Origin of the sequence: Mesorhizobium sp. M8A.F.Ca.ET.165.01.1.1, assembly GCF_004792065.1 — a bacterium.
Lineage (GTDB): Bacteria > Pseudomonadota > Alphaproteobacteria > Rhizobiales > Rhizobiaceae > Mesorhizobium.
Genome location: NZ_SRTH01000001.1, coordinates 900,375 through 915,257 on the forward strand (window position 1 = coordinate 900,375; position 14,883 = coordinate 915,257).

Consider the following 14,883-nt stretch of genomic DNA (forward strand, 5'->3'; position numbering starts at 1 on the left):
GTCCCGGGTCATGCAGCGGCGGGAAATGCGCAAATGACCGGACCGTCCGGCCTGCGCCCAGTGTTCATACGTGCCATCGCCGATGTCGGCGTCTTCTCGCTGTTGATCAACATCCTGCTGCTGGTGATTCCACTCTACCTGCTGCAGGTTTATGACCGCGTGCTGCCGTCCTCCAGCGTCGAGACGCTTGTCTATCTTTCGGGCATCGCGGTTCTCGCGCTCGCCTTCCTCGGGCTGCTGGACGCGATCCGGGCGGTTTACACGCAGCGCGTCGCGGCGACCGTCGACCGCAAGCTGGGTGCCAGCACCTTCGCCGTTTCGCTTGGCGCAAAATATGCCGGCGTTCTTTCGCCGCTGCGCGACCTCGCCTCGGTCTGCGCCTTCATCAGGTCGCGCGGCGTGGCGGTGCTGTTCGACCTGCCCTTTGCCCCTGTCTTCCTTGCGTTGCTCTATCTCATCCATCCGGTGCTGTTCTGGGTGACGGTCGCCGGCGCGGTGCTTCTGATTTTCCTGGTCGTGGCCAACCAGCTCGCCATCGGCCGCAACGACGCCTTGTCCACGGAGCGCTCGGCTCTGGCCAGCCAGGCGGAACAGGCCTTTGCCCGCAATGCCGAGACGCTGCGCGCCATGGGCATGGTGGAAAATGCCTCGCGGGTCTGGGGACGGCACGTAGCGGCGGCGCTCGCCTTCCATGACCGCTCCTCGAGCGCCAATGCAATCTTCAGCGGCGCCTCGCGGGCGTTGCGCATGATGCTGCAACTGGCGATCCTCGGCGCCGGCGCATGGCTGGTGCTTCAAGGGCAGATGACGGCCGGCATGATCTTCGCCTCGTCGCTGGTCTCGTCGCGCGCGCTGCAGCCGCTCGACCAGCTGATCGGCGCCTGGCGGCAGATCGCCGACGCCCGGCGCGCGTGGACGCGGCTGGAGAAGGCGCTTGCGGCGCGTCCGGCCGAGCCGCGAAAACTGATCCTGCCCGATCCGGCAGGCGCGATTTCCGCGCAGGATGTTTTCTTCATGGCGCCGAATGCCCGGCCCGGCACCGAGCCCATCCTCAAGCGGCTGAATTTCGCGATCGGCGCGGGCGAGGCGTTGGCCATCGTCGGCCCAAGCGGCGCCGGCAAATCGACGCTGGCGCGGCTGCTCGTGGGTGCCGCCTGGCCGACCGGCGGCTCAATCAGGATCGACGGCGCCGACCTCGGGACCTGGGACGAAAGCCAGCTCGGAAAGCATGTCGGCTACCTCGCGCAGGAGGTCGAGCTCTTTCCGGGATCGATCGCGCAGAACGTCGCCCGCTTCGACCCGGAGGCGCACGATGCCGCCATCGTGGACGCGGCAAGGCGCGCCCAGGTGCATGAGCTGATCCTGGCGCAGCGCGACGGCTACCAGACCATGATCGGCCCGTCGGACAGGGCGTTGTCGGGCGGCGAGCGCCAGCGGATCGGGTTGGCGCGCGCCTTCTACGGCAATCCGCGGCTCCTGGTGCTCGACGAGCCCAGTTCCCATCTCGATGGTAGCGGCGAGGCCGCGCTAGAGGCGGCGCTTTCGGCCGCGCGGACGGCGGGCGTCACGGTCATCGTGATCACCCATCAGCCTTCGATCGCGGCTGCTTGCGATCGCGTGATGCTTTTGCGCGGCGGCATGATCGAAGCCTTCGGCCCAAGCAGCGAGATGCTGCGGCGCTCGGTCATCGGCAAGGGCGTCCAGCAGAGCACGGTGGTGACCGGGTCGTTCGTCCCGACGATCCGCGCGGGTGGCAGTTTCGGATCGTGAGATGACGACACAGAGCATCGCCTTGGACGGCCAGCCACGCACCGACATAAGACGCGTGGCGCTTACCGGTTATGCAGCCATGGCGCTGCTGGCGGGCGGCTTCGGCTACTGGGCCGTCAGCGCCCCCTTGTCGGGCGCGGTGATCACCCAAGGCACGATCTCGGCAACCGGCGGAAACATCCAGATCCAGCATCGCGAGGGCGGTATCGTCCAGGCACTGCTGGTCCATGAAGGCGATCGCGTGCAACTGGCCCAGGATCTGGTCGTGCTGGATCCAACGGCCGCGCAGGCCGAGCTCAACCGGCTGACGCGACAGTCGATCGCGCTCAGGGCAAGTGCGGCGCGGCTGGAGGCGGAACGCGACGGGTTGGACAGGCTGGCGCCAATCGCCAAAGCGGCGCCGGAACCTTTCCAGCCGGATTTCGAGATCCTGATTCGAGAACAGCAAAAGGAATTCGACGCCAGGCTCGCCCGGTTCCGGTCGGAACAATCGATCCTGGCACAACGGGTCGCCATGCACCGGCAGTCGGTGGTGGGATTGCAGGCCCAGAAACAGGCCATTCAGCAACAAGCCGAAGTCGTCAAGAAAGAACTCGGCATCAAGACCAGCCTGCTCGACAGGGGCCTCACCAACCGTACCGAATACTCCCAGCTTTTGCGCAGCGAGGCCGATCTCGTCGGGCAAGCCGGGATGCTGGAGGCCAATCTGGCGACGGCCAATACCCAGATCGTGGAGGCCCAGGAGCAGACCGAGCGCCTGACCACGCAACGCGTCGAGGAGGCGCTGACGAAACTCGACGACGTTCGCTCCAACCTGGCCGATGTCGAGGAACAGATCAGGACGGCGGAGGCGGTGCTGCGGCGAACGACGATCAAGGCGCCGGCGGCAGGCATCGTGGTGTCGTCGACCTACAATTCCAAGGGCAGCGTGATTGCTCCGGGCGAAAAGATCATGGAAATCCTGCCCACCGCGTCTGGCCTGGTCGTCGATGCGAAGCTGCGGCCGAAGGACATCGATCAGGTCCGTGTCGGCCAGCCGGCGAAACTGCGACTATCCGCCTTGAACGCGCGGCTCACGCCAGAGGTCTCAGCCACCGTGACACAGATTTCGGCGGATCGGCTCATCGATCCAGCCACGCGTGAACCCTATTTCCGCGCCAAGCTGACGATTGCCGCCGACCTGCCGCCCGGCGTGAGGCGCGAGCAGCTTTACCCCGGGACGCCGGTCGAGGCGTTCATCAGCACCGGCGATCGCACTTTCCTGGAGTATCTCGCGCGGCCGCTGCTCGATTCATTCGCGCGGGCTTTCGCTGAGCAGTAGACCGCCGACCGGCAGTGAACCGGCGCGCCGCTAGAGCCGTTCCGCGTTTCACGGAATCGCGAACGGCTCCAACTCTTTGTTTTTACGCAATTCCGAACGGAAGCCGTTTCACTCTTTTCCTGGAATTGCTCTAATAACCGCCGTCGGCCTTGGACATTTGAACGGTCAGCGCGCCACTTCGCGGTGGCCGCTGGGCAGGCGGGTGGCGATCAGCTTGTCGATGCGGCGGCCGTCGAGATCGACCACCTCAAAGCGCCAGCCCTGGGCGTCGACGCATTCGCCGGTCGCCGGCAGATGGTGCATGTGCGACAGCACATAGCCGGCGACGGTTTCGTAATCGCGGTTCTCCGGCAGGTCGATGCCCAGCACTTCGGCCATCTCGTCGGCCTGCATATAACCGGCGAGCAGCCATGAGCCGTCGTCGCGCTGGACGGCGCTTTCTTCCTCGCCGGCCTCGAGGTCCGAGCGGAAGACGCCGGTGATGGCTTCCAGAATGTCGGCGGGCGTGACGATGCCTTCGAAGTGGCCGTATTCGTCATGCACAAGCGCCATCGGCACGTCGCTCTCCTTCAGCTTCTGCAGCACGTCAAGGGCGTCGGCCTGGTCGTGCACGATGGGTGCCGCGCGCACGTATTTGCGGGGGTCGAGCGCGCGGCCGCCGAGCAGTGCTGCCAGCACGTCGCGCGTCTGGATGACGCCGATCATGGCGTCCACCCCGCCGTCGCCGGCGGGCAGGCGCGAATGCTGGGTGTCCATCAGCAGCTTGCGGATGGTGGGTTCATCGGACTGCAGGTTGATCCAGTCGACATCGGTGCGCGGCGACATGACGGCGCGCACGGCGCGGTCGCCGAGCCGCATGACACCGGCGATCATGCGCCGCTCGTCGGATTCGATGGTGCCGTGATGCTCGGCCTCGGCGACCAGCATCTTGATCTCCTCGTCGGTGACCTTTTCCTCGCTTTCGCCGCGCTGGCCGAGCAGCCAGAGCACGGCACGGCCCGAAATATCGAGCAGGAAGACCAGAGGCGCCGAGATGGTGGCGAGGATGGTCATCGCCGGCGCGGCTCTCACGGCAACGCGCTCGGGATCGCGCAGCGCGATCTGCTTGGGCACGAGTTCGCCGATGATCAGCGAGGCGTAGGTGATGATGGCCACGACGATGCCGACGCCGAGCGGGTCGGCGATGGTCTCGCGGATGCCTGTCGAGGCCAGATATTGCGCCAGCCTCTGGCCGAGCGTGGCACCGGAAAAGGCGCCCGACAGCACGCCGACCAGCGTGATGCCGATCTGCACGGAGGACAGGAATTTGCCCGGATTGGAGCCAAGCGCCAGAGCGCGGCCGGCACCCTTGACGTTGCGGTCGATCATCGCCTTCAGGCGAGCCGGCCGCGACGAGACGATGGCGAGTTCGGACATCGACAGAAGGCCGTTCACGCAGATGAGGACGACCACGGTGGCGATTTCAACGTATAACATGAGGGGTCAATAGCATTGCCGCACGGCTTTCGAAAATAGTCGGCGACCATTTTAAAAAGATGACGGCGATACGGGCCGATCAGGCGGCATCCCAGGGTGGCGACGAGAAGTGCGCGACCAGCGCGTCGACGACGACCCGCACCTTGGGCGTCAAGGCTCGTGTCGCCGGCCAGATGGCATGGACGGAAATGTTTTCGACCAGCGTGTCCACCAGCACCATTTCCAGCGCGCCGCTCCTGAGGCTGTCCGCCACCAGCCAGGTCGGCAGGAAGGTGATGCCGCAGCCGGCAAGGACAGCGCCCAGCATCGGCTCGCCATTGTCGAGCACCAGCCTTGCCCGCGGCGTGAATTTCGCGACATGGCCATCGGCTTGCCTGATGCTCCAGGCGTGGGCGACGCCGTTGCGGGTGTAGCCGATCAGGTCATGGCCGGCGAGGTCCTCGATCGTCCGTGGCCTGCCGTTTCTGTCGAGATAGGCGGGGGCGGCGCATATGGCCGAGCGCTGGGTATAGAGCCGGCGTGCGGCGAGCGACAGGCTGTCGTCGAGGTCGCCCATGCGGACCGCGAGGTCGATGCCTTCCTCGATGAGGTCGACGCGGCGGTCGTTGAAGGAAATCTCCATGGCCAGATCGGGAAATCGCCTGGAAATGTCGAACAGCACAGGCGCCACGCAGCGGTGGCCGAAGGCCGAGGGCAGGTCGACCCGAAGGCGGCCCGAGGGCACCTGCCGGCGCGAGGCCAGCAGCGCCTGGGCGGCTTCGATCTCGGACAGCGCCCTGACGCAGGCTTCATAATAGCACAGGCCTTCGCTGGTCGGGCTGAGGCTGCGCGTGGTGCGGTTGAGCAAGCGGATGCCAAGCCGCTGTTCCAGTTGCGCGACCGATTTGCCGACCGCCGATTTCGTCACGCGCAGCCGCTCGCCTGCGCCGGTGAAGCTTCCGGCCTCGATCGTTTGAACAAAGGCGACGATGCCTTGCAGATCCGCGGATTCCATCGATCTATTCCCATTGTAGAAATCTGATCACCAACTCGTTTCCGATTATGGATCATGGAAGCGCTTTTTTCCACAGTGAAACGGCGTAAATATCCCGCCAGCCATGCAATCGGGAGCAGACGCAATGAAGAGCGACATCAACAGATCCTGGCGGATGACCGGCTTCGGCCTGCCCAGGCTGGAATTGGCCGAAGGGAGGATTCCCGAGCCCGGGCCGCATGAACTGCTGGTGCGGATCAAGGCCATATCGCTGAACTACAAGGACAGGATGATCGTCGATGGCGTGCTGATCCCCGACCTTGCCTTTCCATTCGTGCCGACCTCCGATGCCGTTGGCGAAGTGGTGGCGGTCGGCGGCGGTGTCAGCCGTTTCCGGACCGGCCAGCGCGTGCTGGGGCAGGTGATCGCCGACTGGCCGGATGGCGATGCGCCGCCGGTGCTGCACCAGCACACGCTGGGATCGTCGCTGCCCGGCACGTTGAGCGACTATCTGCTCCTGAATGAGGACGCCGCCGTGCTGGCGCCGCCCTCGCTCAACGACGCGGAGGCCTCGACGCTGCCGATCGCGGCGCTGACGGCCTGGTTCGCCATGGCCGAGGCGACACGACCGGTGCCCGGCCAGACCGTCCTGATCCAGGGCACCGGCGGTGTCTCCCTGTTTGCGCTGCAATTCGCCCACGCCTTCGGCCTGCGCGCCATCGTCACGTCAAGCAGCGACGGCAAGCTCGAGCGGGCAAAGACGCTCGGCGCCTGGCAGGTGATCAACTATCGCGCCAAACCGGCATGGGACGAGGTGGCGCGTGAGTTGACGGGTGGCGCCGGCGTCAACCATATCCTCGAAATGGTCGGCGGCGACAATGCGCGGCGATCGCTCGACGCGTTGGCCGCCGATGGGCGGCTGTCGATCATCGGCCTGCTGGGCAGCATGGAACTCAGCTTCCCGATCGTGCCCTTCCTGCGCAACCGTATTGTCGTGCAAGGCATTTCGATCGGCCATCGCCGCGCCTTCGAACGGATGAACGAGGCGATCGAGGCGCTGGCGATCAAGCCGGTCATCGACAAGGTCTTTGGTTTCGACGAGGTGCCGCGGGCCTTCGAGCATCTGGAGAAGGGGCCGTTCGGCAAGATCGTCATCGCCACGGCCTGACCTGTGATCACCGCAACTGCTTCAGCACGCCGACGATCGCCCTGCCATCGGTGAAATAGGGGTCGCCGCCACCGTTGCGGCCGGTTTTGGTGGCGCCGATGCCCGCCAGGTCGCTGGTCGAGGACAACAGGCCGGCGGCATTGAGATCGCCGATCACAAAGTCGCGTTCGGCATCGATGTCGGGACCGATATGATGGGTGATGGCGCCCGTGTCGTGGCTCAAGCCGACACCGCGATCGAAGCTGGCGGCGCCCAGCCAGAGCGGCCTGCCATCGTCGCCGACCGTATCCGTCCGCCAAAAACGGATGTGGTGGCGCCGGTCAGCACTGTCGCCGACCGGCTTTTCGAAAGCGAGTTCCTGGGCGCGGCCCTCGAACAGCAGGCGGCTCACCGGGGCATCGGGATAGGGGCGGGAAAACAGAACACTCTCGCCGATATCGATGGCGGTCCTCAAGGTGACGGCGTCGGCGGTGTCCCAGCCGGCGACGGCGAAAGCGTGCACCAACTCCTTCTCCGTACCGACCAGGCCGACATTGATCGGGTCGCCGGGAATGCCTTGCGGCGTGTGGGTGACCATCTCGAAGCGCTGGTTGCGAAAGCCGCGATCGCGGAATGTCCAGAATTCCGGCGCGACGACATAGGCGAGCGCCACATAGGCGGCCAGACCTGCCACCAGCCAGATCGTTACGCGTCGTCGAAGGCTTCCGTGGATCATCTACTCACTGTCTCGTTGCTGCCACCATGCCTTCGTCATCCTAGGGCGGAGCAAGGAGCGAAGCGACGCAGCGCAGACCCTAGGATCCATGCCACGACAACGGCCGAAGAATACAGCGGTTCAGAATGAGCGGAACTGCCTGAGAGTGGACACACGTTCTTCTGATAGCATCTCACCGTCGCACCTGCTCAGGGGTCACGGCATGGATCCTAGGGTCTCCGCGACGTCGCTTCGCGACTGCTCCACCCTAGGATGACGAAGTACCGGCTCCGGCTAAATTCCATCGTCCTTGATTGCGGTGCTCTACCGGCAGGCGCGATAACCGTTCTTGCGGTTCTTGATGTCGAAGTGGAAATGGTTGCGGTGGTCGTAATTGTAGCCGGGGCCGAGCACGGTGGTGAAATACTGGCAACCGTCGGCGCGCACATTGTTGAGGAAGCCCCGGGTGCGGAAGGCGAACAGGCCGGGCTTGCGCACGTCGATGTCATCGCCATTGTTGAGTTCGATGCTCATGACGTCGAGCGCGTTGCCCTTGCCGTGCTCGGACAGCACGCCCTCACCGGCAATGTTGCGGCAGGAATAGCTCGAGCCCTGGTGGATGGTCCTGACGCCGGAGAAATAGCGCCAGCGGGCGGAGGGAACGAGTTCGTTCTTCGTCCAGGCGGCGAAGGTGGCGGCCATGTCGCAGGTCAGCGTCGCGGCGGGTTTCATCTGGATGCCGCCGATTGCGGTGACCTTGACCGGATAGTCGATGCCGCACTGGCCTTCATGGATCGGCGCCAGGTCGGTGTAGGCGACATCGAGGCGCTTCAGCTGCTGGCGGCAATCGGTTTCGCTGGCTGGGATTTGCTCCACCGGCGACATCGGTTCATCCATGCGTGGATAGGCGGCCTGCGTCATGTAGGGATTGGACGGGACAAGCCTCTGCATGCCCGTATATTGAGGCACGGCCGCGGTCTGCGAGCCGACATCGACGGCGGGCTGCAACGACAGCACGCTGCCGGTGTTGCAGGCCGAAACCGCGGCCATCCCCAGACCGGCGGCCAGCAGCGATGCAGGTTTCAGTTGCCGCGCGGCGGCGCGGAAAACGGCGCGAAATGTGCCGGCCATTGGCGGAATCCTGTTGGATATCCGGCATTTTAACGATCAAGGGTAAAGGAAAACTCAGCGCCCGCGTTCACGCCTGCGGCTGAAATGCGGCAGCGAGCCTGTAACAGCCGCATTTATTGGCAGAACGTGCCGCCATGCCGGCGCGGTTCGAGATCGAGATGGAAGTGCAGCGCGTGGTCGGCGTCGGCGCCGGGGCCGAGCACGGTCTTGAATGGTCCGCAGGCGGCCTTGCGCACGGCGTCGAGGAATTTGCCGTCCTTTTCCGGCGGTGTCGGGCCGACCTCGATCGTCTTGCCGTCGGACAGCGTAAAGCTGGCGATGTCGAGCGCGTTGCCGAAAGCATGTTCCGACAGTTTGCGCGTGCCGTGGCGCGGCCGGCAGACGAAGGCGGATGCCTGGCTGATCGATTTCAGGTCCGCGCCGAATTCGGCTTTCGCGGCCGGCTGGATGACGTCGGCGGCAAAACGCACTGCCGCCTCCGCCATCGGGCAGTTGAGTTCGGTGCCGGGGGCAATCGCGATCGACTTGCCGAGCGACTTCAGCACGATCGGGTAGGGGATCGAGCAGCCGATTTCGGGATTGCTCTCGGCTTTGTGGTCCTCGAATTCGACGCCGAGCGTCTTCAGGCGCTCGCGGCAGGCGACTTCCTCAGCCGGCATCTTGTCGGCGGGGAGATCGGCCGAGCGCGGATCGGGCAGCATCTTCTCCTCGTCGCCCGCATCCGCCGGTTTTGGCGTCGGCTGGGGGGCGACGGCCGGCGGCTGAGGCTCGGGCGTCGTGGTGTCGGGCTTAGGCGTCGGTGTTGGCACCACGGCTGGCGGCTCCGGCTCGCTTTCCGTTTCGGCTGGTGGTTCGGGCGGTGTCTGGCTTTTCCGATGGGACTTTTCGTCCTTGAGCAGATCGGGCGCTCCGCCGCTCTTCGGACCTTCGGTGTTCCGGTCCTGCGTCTTTGGAGCGTCTGCCTTTGGGGCGTCCGCCGGACGTGGCTCGGGCACCGGAACATCGGCGGACGGCTGGGCATCCTGCGTTTTTTGCGGTGCGGGTTTTGGCGCGATATGCTGCCTGACCCGCGCTCTCGACTGTCGCTTGCCTCTTGGCCGCAGCGGCTGGTCGGCCCGCTGCGTCAGCGGCTGATCCACGCGCGGGCTTAGCGGCCCGTGGTGTCTGTGACGATGTCTGGCGTCGGCCGGCGTCACCAGCAGAACCGCCGCCGCCAAAAGCAGCGCCAGAGTGCAGAATCGGGAAAAGCTCAGCGTTGCCATCGCTCGGAAACGGCGCCGGTCGGCTGAAGTTGCCTGGACAGGCGCTTCGACCCGATCACAATCGGTTACCTCCGCGTTACGCGCCGATTGCTTCCAGCCCCTCTTCCAGCAAGTCGGCGAGCAGCGGCATGCCGAGCAGGTATTTCGCCGTGCGTTTGTTGGCGCGCTCCCGCGCCGCCGCCACCGCTTCGGCCCATTCCGAGGCGTCGTAGTCGCCGCGGCCGACCCAGGCCAGCGCGATCAGCTCGGCCGCCTCGTCGATATTGAGGTCGTTGATCAGCTCGCGCAGCTCTTCCTCGGTGAGGTTTTCCGAGCTTTCCTCGGCAAGGCCGTCGTGGTGATGGTTGTCATGCCTGTCGCCGTCGAACTCGACCTCGTGTTCGGCGCCGTCGGCATAGTCCTCGTTGACGGCCGCGCTCAGCGCCTTGGCCTTGAGAATGAACAGCCGCACGGTGTCGGGTCCGATCGTCAGATCCCAGGTCTTTTCACGCCGCCGCTGCACGGGCCTCTCCGTCAGTCGTTTGCCGGATGATACCGGATTTGCGGCATCCGTCACCTCATGTTCTCCAGCCGGGCTTTTTTCCGGGATGAAACGCGGACTGCTCGGCGTTAGTGTGGCATTGTCACAGCCTCAGGAGGTTTCCATGCATAAAAGAGTGCTTATCCAGGCGGCGAGCGCGCTTGTCGCTCTGCAGTTCCTCGCCGTTCCGGCGTTTGCCGCCGGCAGCAGCGGTGGCAGCGACCAGACTGTCACCCAATGCAAAAAGGGCGAGGTCTGGGATAAGAAGAAGCAGAAATGCGTGCCGCCCAAGGAAGGCATGCTGGACGACGACAGCATCTATGATGCGGGCCATGCACTGGCGATGGCCGGCCGCTACGACGAGGCGATCTCGGTTCTCGTTCTGGCCGCCAACAAGCAGGATCCGCGCATCCTCAACTATCTCGGCTATTCGCACCGCCATTCCGGCCGCGTTACCGTCGGCCTCGGCTACTACGAGGAAGCGCTGCGCATCGACCCGAATTACACGCTGGTGCGCGAATATCTCGGCGAGGCGCATCTGCAGATCGGTGACCTGGCCGGCGCCCAGCAGCAGCTGACGGAGATCGAAAAGCGCACCGGCAAGGGTTCGCGCGAATACGGCATGCTGTCCGAGCAGATCGAACATTTCATGAGGAGCTGATCGGGCACCATGGTTTCTCGAAGCGGCCGCGAGCGATCGCGGCCGTTTTTGTTCGCTCCATTCCATAGCCACCTTCGCTGACAAAAGAAGGGATGATTTTTGCAAAACCGATTTTTGAGCGTGAAAAGCCCGCAAAGATTGCTATATTCAGGGAAATTGCGGTGAAACGGTTCCGTTAGCCCGAGGCTGCCGGACCGTTTTCTTTTTGTACCCAACGACAAGGCTTCCCCCGAAACGCGGGGGCGGCGGCAGGAAAGGTCAGGCACTATGAACAAGGTCCCGATGACAGGCGAGGGGTTCGCGTCATTGAAGGAAGAACTGCGTTGGCGCCAGCAGGAAGAGCGGCCGCGCATCATCGAGGCGATCTCCGAGGCGCGCTCGCATGGCGACCTGTCCGAAAATGCCGAATACCATGCCGCGAAAGAGGCGCAGAGCCTCAATGAGGGCCGCGTCAACGAGCTCGAGGATTATATCGCGCGCGCCGAGGTGATCGACGTCACCAAGCTCAGCGGCGACAAGGTCAAGTTCGGCGCCACCGTGGTGCTGGTCGACGAGGACACCGAGGAGAAGAAGACCTACCAGATCGTCGGCGACCAGGAAGCCGACGTGAAGTCCGGCCGCATCTCGATCTCTTCGCCCATCGCGCGCGCGCTGATCGGCAAGGAAGTCGGCGACGCCATCGAGGTCAATGCGCCTGGTGGCGCACGCGGGTACGAAATCGTCCAGGTGCAGTTTATCTGAGGGCGTCGGCTGGGTGAGGCTCCGCGCTGACAGGCGCTATCCGCGCGAAGGTTTGCGCCGCCCCTCATTGCCCTGCCGGGCATTTCTCCCCGTATAGTGACGGGGAGAAAGACGCTGTCATCGATGATTTCGCCAAGTGGCTGGCACCGACCGCGTATTTCAGCCCCTTCTCCCCGTCACTATACAGGGAGAAGATGCCGGCAGGCAGATGAGGGGCGGCGCTGGCCTTTCCAATCGTTCGGTCGAAAAGTCAGTATTTCCGGGTATTTGCCCGGCTAAGCTCTAAAAGTCGTTCCGCTTCCGCCACCACCTGCGCCGGCGTCACGCGCGCGCCGGACGCTGCCAGCAGCGTCGATGCATATTGCCCACGCGGCCCGGTCAAACCCGGTTCAGTTGCCAAAAATACCGCCACCGTCGGCAGGCCGAAGGCGCTGGCGAGGTGGGTCAATCCCGTATCGGCGCCGATGACGAGCGTCGAGCGGCCGAGAATGGCTGCGATGTCGGCCAGCGGCGATTTGGGCAGCACGACCGTGGATGGCACGGCCTTGGCGATCGCTTCGGCCACGGCCTTCTCCCGTTCGTTCGACCAGGTGGTGACCGGCGTCATGCCGCGCTCGACCAGCAGGCGGGCGGTTCCGATCCAGTCCTCGGCAGGCCATTTCTTGTCCTCGCGGCTGGTGCCGTGCAGCAGGAAGGCCGCTTTTCCGTCGATGCCGGCGATCGTGCCCATCGGTGCGACGATGCCGGAGTCGAGCGTCGAAAGATCGGGCCGGTAGCCGAGCGCCAACCCGAACAGCCGCCTTGTCCGCTCGATGGCGTGCAGGTCGCGCGGCACGGCGTAGGGGACGTCGTAGAACAGCGTCGCCGAGGGTTCGCGCGCGCTCGACCGGTCGAAGCCGGCGATCGGCGCACGCGCCTGGCGTGCCACCAGGGCCGATTTCAGCAGGCCTTGCGCATCGACGACGAGATCATATCGGCAGGCGCGCAAGGCACGGCGCAGGGCCGCCGCCTGGCGCCAGGTGTTCGTGTCGAAGAGGCTCTTTCGCCAGCGCCTTATCGCCACCGTGTGGATGGTGCCGATCGCCGGATGCAGCGCGACGATGCCGGCAAACGCCTCCTCCACGCACCAGTCGAAAGCGATATCGGGCCGCGCGCGGCAGGCATCCTCGAGTGCCGGAAAGGTGTGGATGACATCGCCCATCGACGATGTCTTGACGATCAGCACCTTCATGCCGCGGCCGGAACTTCCAGCAGCCGGTCCGCCGCCGCGGCGACCCGCCCGACTTCCAATGTCTTGAGGCAGTTGAGGTGGCCGAGCGGACAGTTTTTCTGGTGGCAAGGCGAGCAGGACAGGCCGAGCCAGACCAGTTCGCGCCGTTCCGCCAGTGGCGGCGTATTTTCAGGCGAGGTCGAGCCGTAGACGGCAACGATCGGCGTGCCGACGGCGGCCGCGACATGCATGAGCCCGCTGTCGTTGGAGACCGCGAGCCGGGCGGCCGAGATCAGGTCGATGGCGTCCTCCAGCCGCGTCTGGCCGGCGAGGTCGACGACGCCGGGGGCCAATGCGGCGATTTCGGCCGTCACGTCGCGGTCGTTCTTCGAGCCGAACAGGGCGACCTTCAGTCCCTTGCCCATGAATTCGCGGGCAAGGCCGGCATAGCTTTCGCTTGGCCAGCGCTTGGCCGGGCCGAACTCGGCACCGGGCATCAGGGCCACGAATTTTTGCGGCGCCAGACCGAAGCGGTCGAGCAGGGCGGCCTGGTTTTTCGCGTCCACGGTCAGCCGGGGTGCGCGGAAACTGCCGCCCTGGGCGAGGCCGAAATAGGCCTGCGCGGTGCGCCGTTTCACGGCGTCGGGCAATGGTACGATGTCGGTCAAAAGGCCATAGCGCATTTCGCGCAGATTGCCGAAACGGCGCGGAATGCGGGCAAAGAACGGGATCAGCGCCGACTTCCAGCTGCCTGGCAGTACATAGGCCAAGTCGTAGCGGCCGCGCAGCAGGCGGCCGAAGCGGCGGCGATGGCTGAATTCGAGCGTGCCGGGCTTCAGCGGAAAGTCGATCTGCTGGCGGATCTCCGGCATGCGCTTGACCAGAGGTGCCGCCCAGGCGGGCGCCAGCACATCGATCGCGGCGTTGGGATGGAGCTCCTTCAGCGCCGAGAACAGGCACTGCGCCATCACCATATCGCCCACCCAGCGTGGGCCGATCACGAGGATCGTTGGGCTTTCAGCCATTCGACATAGTCTCTGACGCCGGTTTCTACTGTGCGGAATTGCCCGTTATAGCCGGCCGCGCGCAAGTGGGACATATCAGCCTGGGTAAAACTCTGGTAGCTGCCCTTGAGATGGTCGGGGAATTCTATGAACTCGATCTCGCCCTTGCCCAGCGTGTCGATGACCGTTTCGGCGATGGCGCGGAACGGCTGGGCGCGGCCGGTGCCGCAGTTGAAGATGCCGCTCGCGCCACGCTTCCATAGCCACAGATTGACGTCGGCGACATCGCCGACATGGATGAAATCGCGGCTTTGCTCGCCCGGTCCGAAGCCGCCATGGGCACCGAACAGCTTCGGATTTTCGCCGCGCTCGACCTGGTTGAACAGATGGAAGGCGACGGAGGCCATGGCGCCCTTATGCGCCTCGCGCGGGCCATAGACATTGAAGTAGCGCAGCCCCGCGACCTGCGAATGATCGCTGTCGAACACGGTGCGCCTGACATAGTCGTCGAAGAGTTTCTTGGAATAGGCATAGACGTTGAGTGGCCGTTCAAACGCCGGCTCCTCACGAAATTCGGATCCGCCGCCATAGACCGAAGCCGAGGAGGCGTAGAGAAAGGGCACGCGCAGCGCCTGGCAGGCATGCAGCAGCTGTTTCGAATAGGCGTAGTTCACGTCCATCATGAACTTGCCGTTCCATTCGGTGGTGGTCGAGCAAGCCCCCTGATGAAAGACTGCCTCGATGCGGCCGAGCGAGCCGGCTTCCATGCGGGCCAGGAAGTCGTCCTTGTCGAGATAGTCGGCAATGCTGAGATCGGCCAAGTTGGCGATCTTGTGGCCGTCGGTGAGGTCGTCGACGACCAGGATGTCGTCATGACCTTCCGCATTGAGCGCGGCGACGATGTTGGAGCCGATCATGCCGGCGCCGCCCGTGACGATGATCATGAAGGCCT

At 64.7% G+C, this 14,883-nt stretch carries 14 protein-coding genes; 5 read left to right on the plus strand and 9 right to left on the minus strand.

The genetic code is table 11. The features are described from left to right. Positions 1-33: 33 nt before the first annotated feature. Both EN808_RS04305 and EN808_RS04310 read left to right on the plus strand, forming a co-directional pair. Entirely contained in the window at positions 34-1,770 is a 1,737-nt protein-coding gene (locus EN808_RS04305; protein WP_135915222.1) for a type I secretion system permease/ATPase, read from the plus strand. Position 1,771: 1 nt separating this feature from the next. Beyond that, positions 1,772-3,091 carry an HlyD family type I secretion periplasmic adaptor subunit gene (locus EN808_RS04310; RefSeq protein WP_127873481.1) on the plus strand — a complete coding sequence of 440 codons (1,320 nt, stop codon included), beginning with the start codon at positions 1,772-1,774 and terminating at the stop codon, positions 3,089-3,091. Positions 3,092-3,256: 165 nt separating this feature from the next. Here EN808_RS04310 and EN808_RS04315 read toward each other — a convergent pair whose 3' ends face one another. Both EN808_RS04315 and EN808_RS04320 read right to left on the minus strand, forming a co-directional pair. Next, positions 3,257-4,567, minus strand: a complete 1,311-nt coding sequence (locus EN808_RS04315; RefSeq protein WP_127873480.1) for a hemolysin family protein — start codon at positions 4,565-4,567, stop codon at positions 3,257-3,259. 79 nt (positions 4,568-4,646) lie between these two features. After that, positions 4,647-5,561 carry a LysR family transcriptional regulator gene (locus EN808_RS04320; RefSeq protein ID WP_135867450.1) on the minus strand — a complete coding sequence of 305 codons (915 nt, stop codon included), beginning with the start codon at positions 5,559-5,561 and terminating at the stop codon, positions 4,647-4,649. A gap of 124 nt (positions 5,562-5,685) precedes the next feature. On the opposite strand from EN808_RS04320, the gene EN808_RS04325 reads away from it, so the two are divergent. Next, a complete protein-coding gene (locus tag EN808_RS04325; protein WP_135867449.1) occupies positions 5,686-6,708 on the plus strand; it encodes an NAD(P)-dependent alcohol dehydrogenase in 1,023 nt (340 codons plus the stop codon). 7 nt (positions 6,709-6,715) lie between these two features. Here the strand turns inward: EN808_RS04325 and EN808_RS04330 are convergent, their stop codons facing one another. The 4 genes from EN808_RS04330 to EN808_RS04345 form a co-directional block, all read right to left on the minus strand. After that, positions 6,716-7,423: an LssY C-terminal domain-containing protein gene (locus EN808_RS04330; protein ID WP_135867448.1), complete on the minus strand. Its 708-nt coding sequence runs from the start codon at positions 7,421-7,423 to the stop codon at positions 6,716-6,718. A gap of 303 nt (positions 7,424-7,726) precedes the next feature. Beyond that, positions 7,727-8,533, minus strand: a complete 807-nt coding sequence (locus tag EN808_RS04335) for an extensin family protein (RefSeq protein WP_135867447.1) — start codon at positions 8,531-8,533, stop codon at positions 7,727-7,729. 113 nt (positions 8,534-8,646) lie between these two features. Then, positions 8,647-9,672 (minus strand): extensin family protein, encoded by a 1,026-nt coding sequence (locus tag EN808_RS04340; protein ID WP_245512154.1) that lies wholly within the window; start codon positions 9,670-9,672, stop codon positions 8,647-8,649. A 199-nt stretch (positions 9,673-9,871) separates the two neighbouring features. Further along, positions 9,872-10,297, minus strand: coding sequence for a DUF3775 domain-containing protein (locus EN808_RS04345; protein ID WP_135867506.1), 426 nt, complete (start codon positions 10,295-10,297; stop codon positions 9,872-9,874). A gap of 142 nt (positions 10,298-10,439) precedes the next feature. Between EN808_RS04345 and EN808_RS04350 the strand changes: the two genes are divergently transcribed. Together EN808_RS04350 and greA are read left to right on the plus strand one after the other, a co-directional pair. Further along, entirely contained in the window at positions 10,440-10,976 is a 537-nt protein-coding gene (locus EN808_RS04350) for a tetratricopeptide repeat protein (protein ID WP_127873473.1), read from the plus strand. 267 nt (positions 10,977-11,243) lie between these two features. Then, on the plus strand, positions 11,244-11,717 hold the full coding sequence (gene greA, locus EN808_RS04355; RefSeq protein ID WP_023671981.1) for a transcription elongation factor GreA: 474 nt from the start codon (positions 11,244-11,246) through the stop codon (positions 11,715-11,717). A 250-nt stretch (positions 11,718-11,967) separates the two neighbouring features. On the opposite strand, the gene waaC is transcribed toward greA, so the two are convergent. The 3 genes from waaC to rfaD are packed head-to-tail and all read right to left on the minus strand — an operon-like array spanning position 11,968 to position 14,875. Then, the gene (gene waaC, locus EN808_RS04365; RefSeq protein ID WP_135867445.1) at positions 11,968-12,948 is read right to left on the minus strand and encodes a lipopolysaccharide heptosyltransferase I; all 981 of its coding nucleotides are present in this window, start codon (positions 12,946-12,948) and stop codon (positions 11,968-11,970) included. Next, positions 12,945-13,952 (minus strand): lipopolysaccharide heptosyltransferase II, encoded by a 1,008-nt coding sequence (gene waaF / locus EN808_RS04370; protein ID WP_135915223.1) that lies wholly within the window; start codon positions 13,950-13,952, stop codon positions 12,945-12,947. The genes waaC and waaF overlap by 4 nt, the downstream gene beginning before the upstream one ends. After that, positions 13,925-14,875 (minus strand): ADP-glyceromanno-heptose 6-epimerase, encoded by a 951-nt coding sequence (rfaD, locus tag EN808_RS04375; protein WP_135884184.1) that lies wholly within the window; start codon positions 14,873-14,875, stop codon positions 13,925-13,927. Before rfaD ends, waaF begins: the two co-directional genes overlap by 28 nt. Positions 14,876-14,883: the final 8 nt, after the last annotated feature.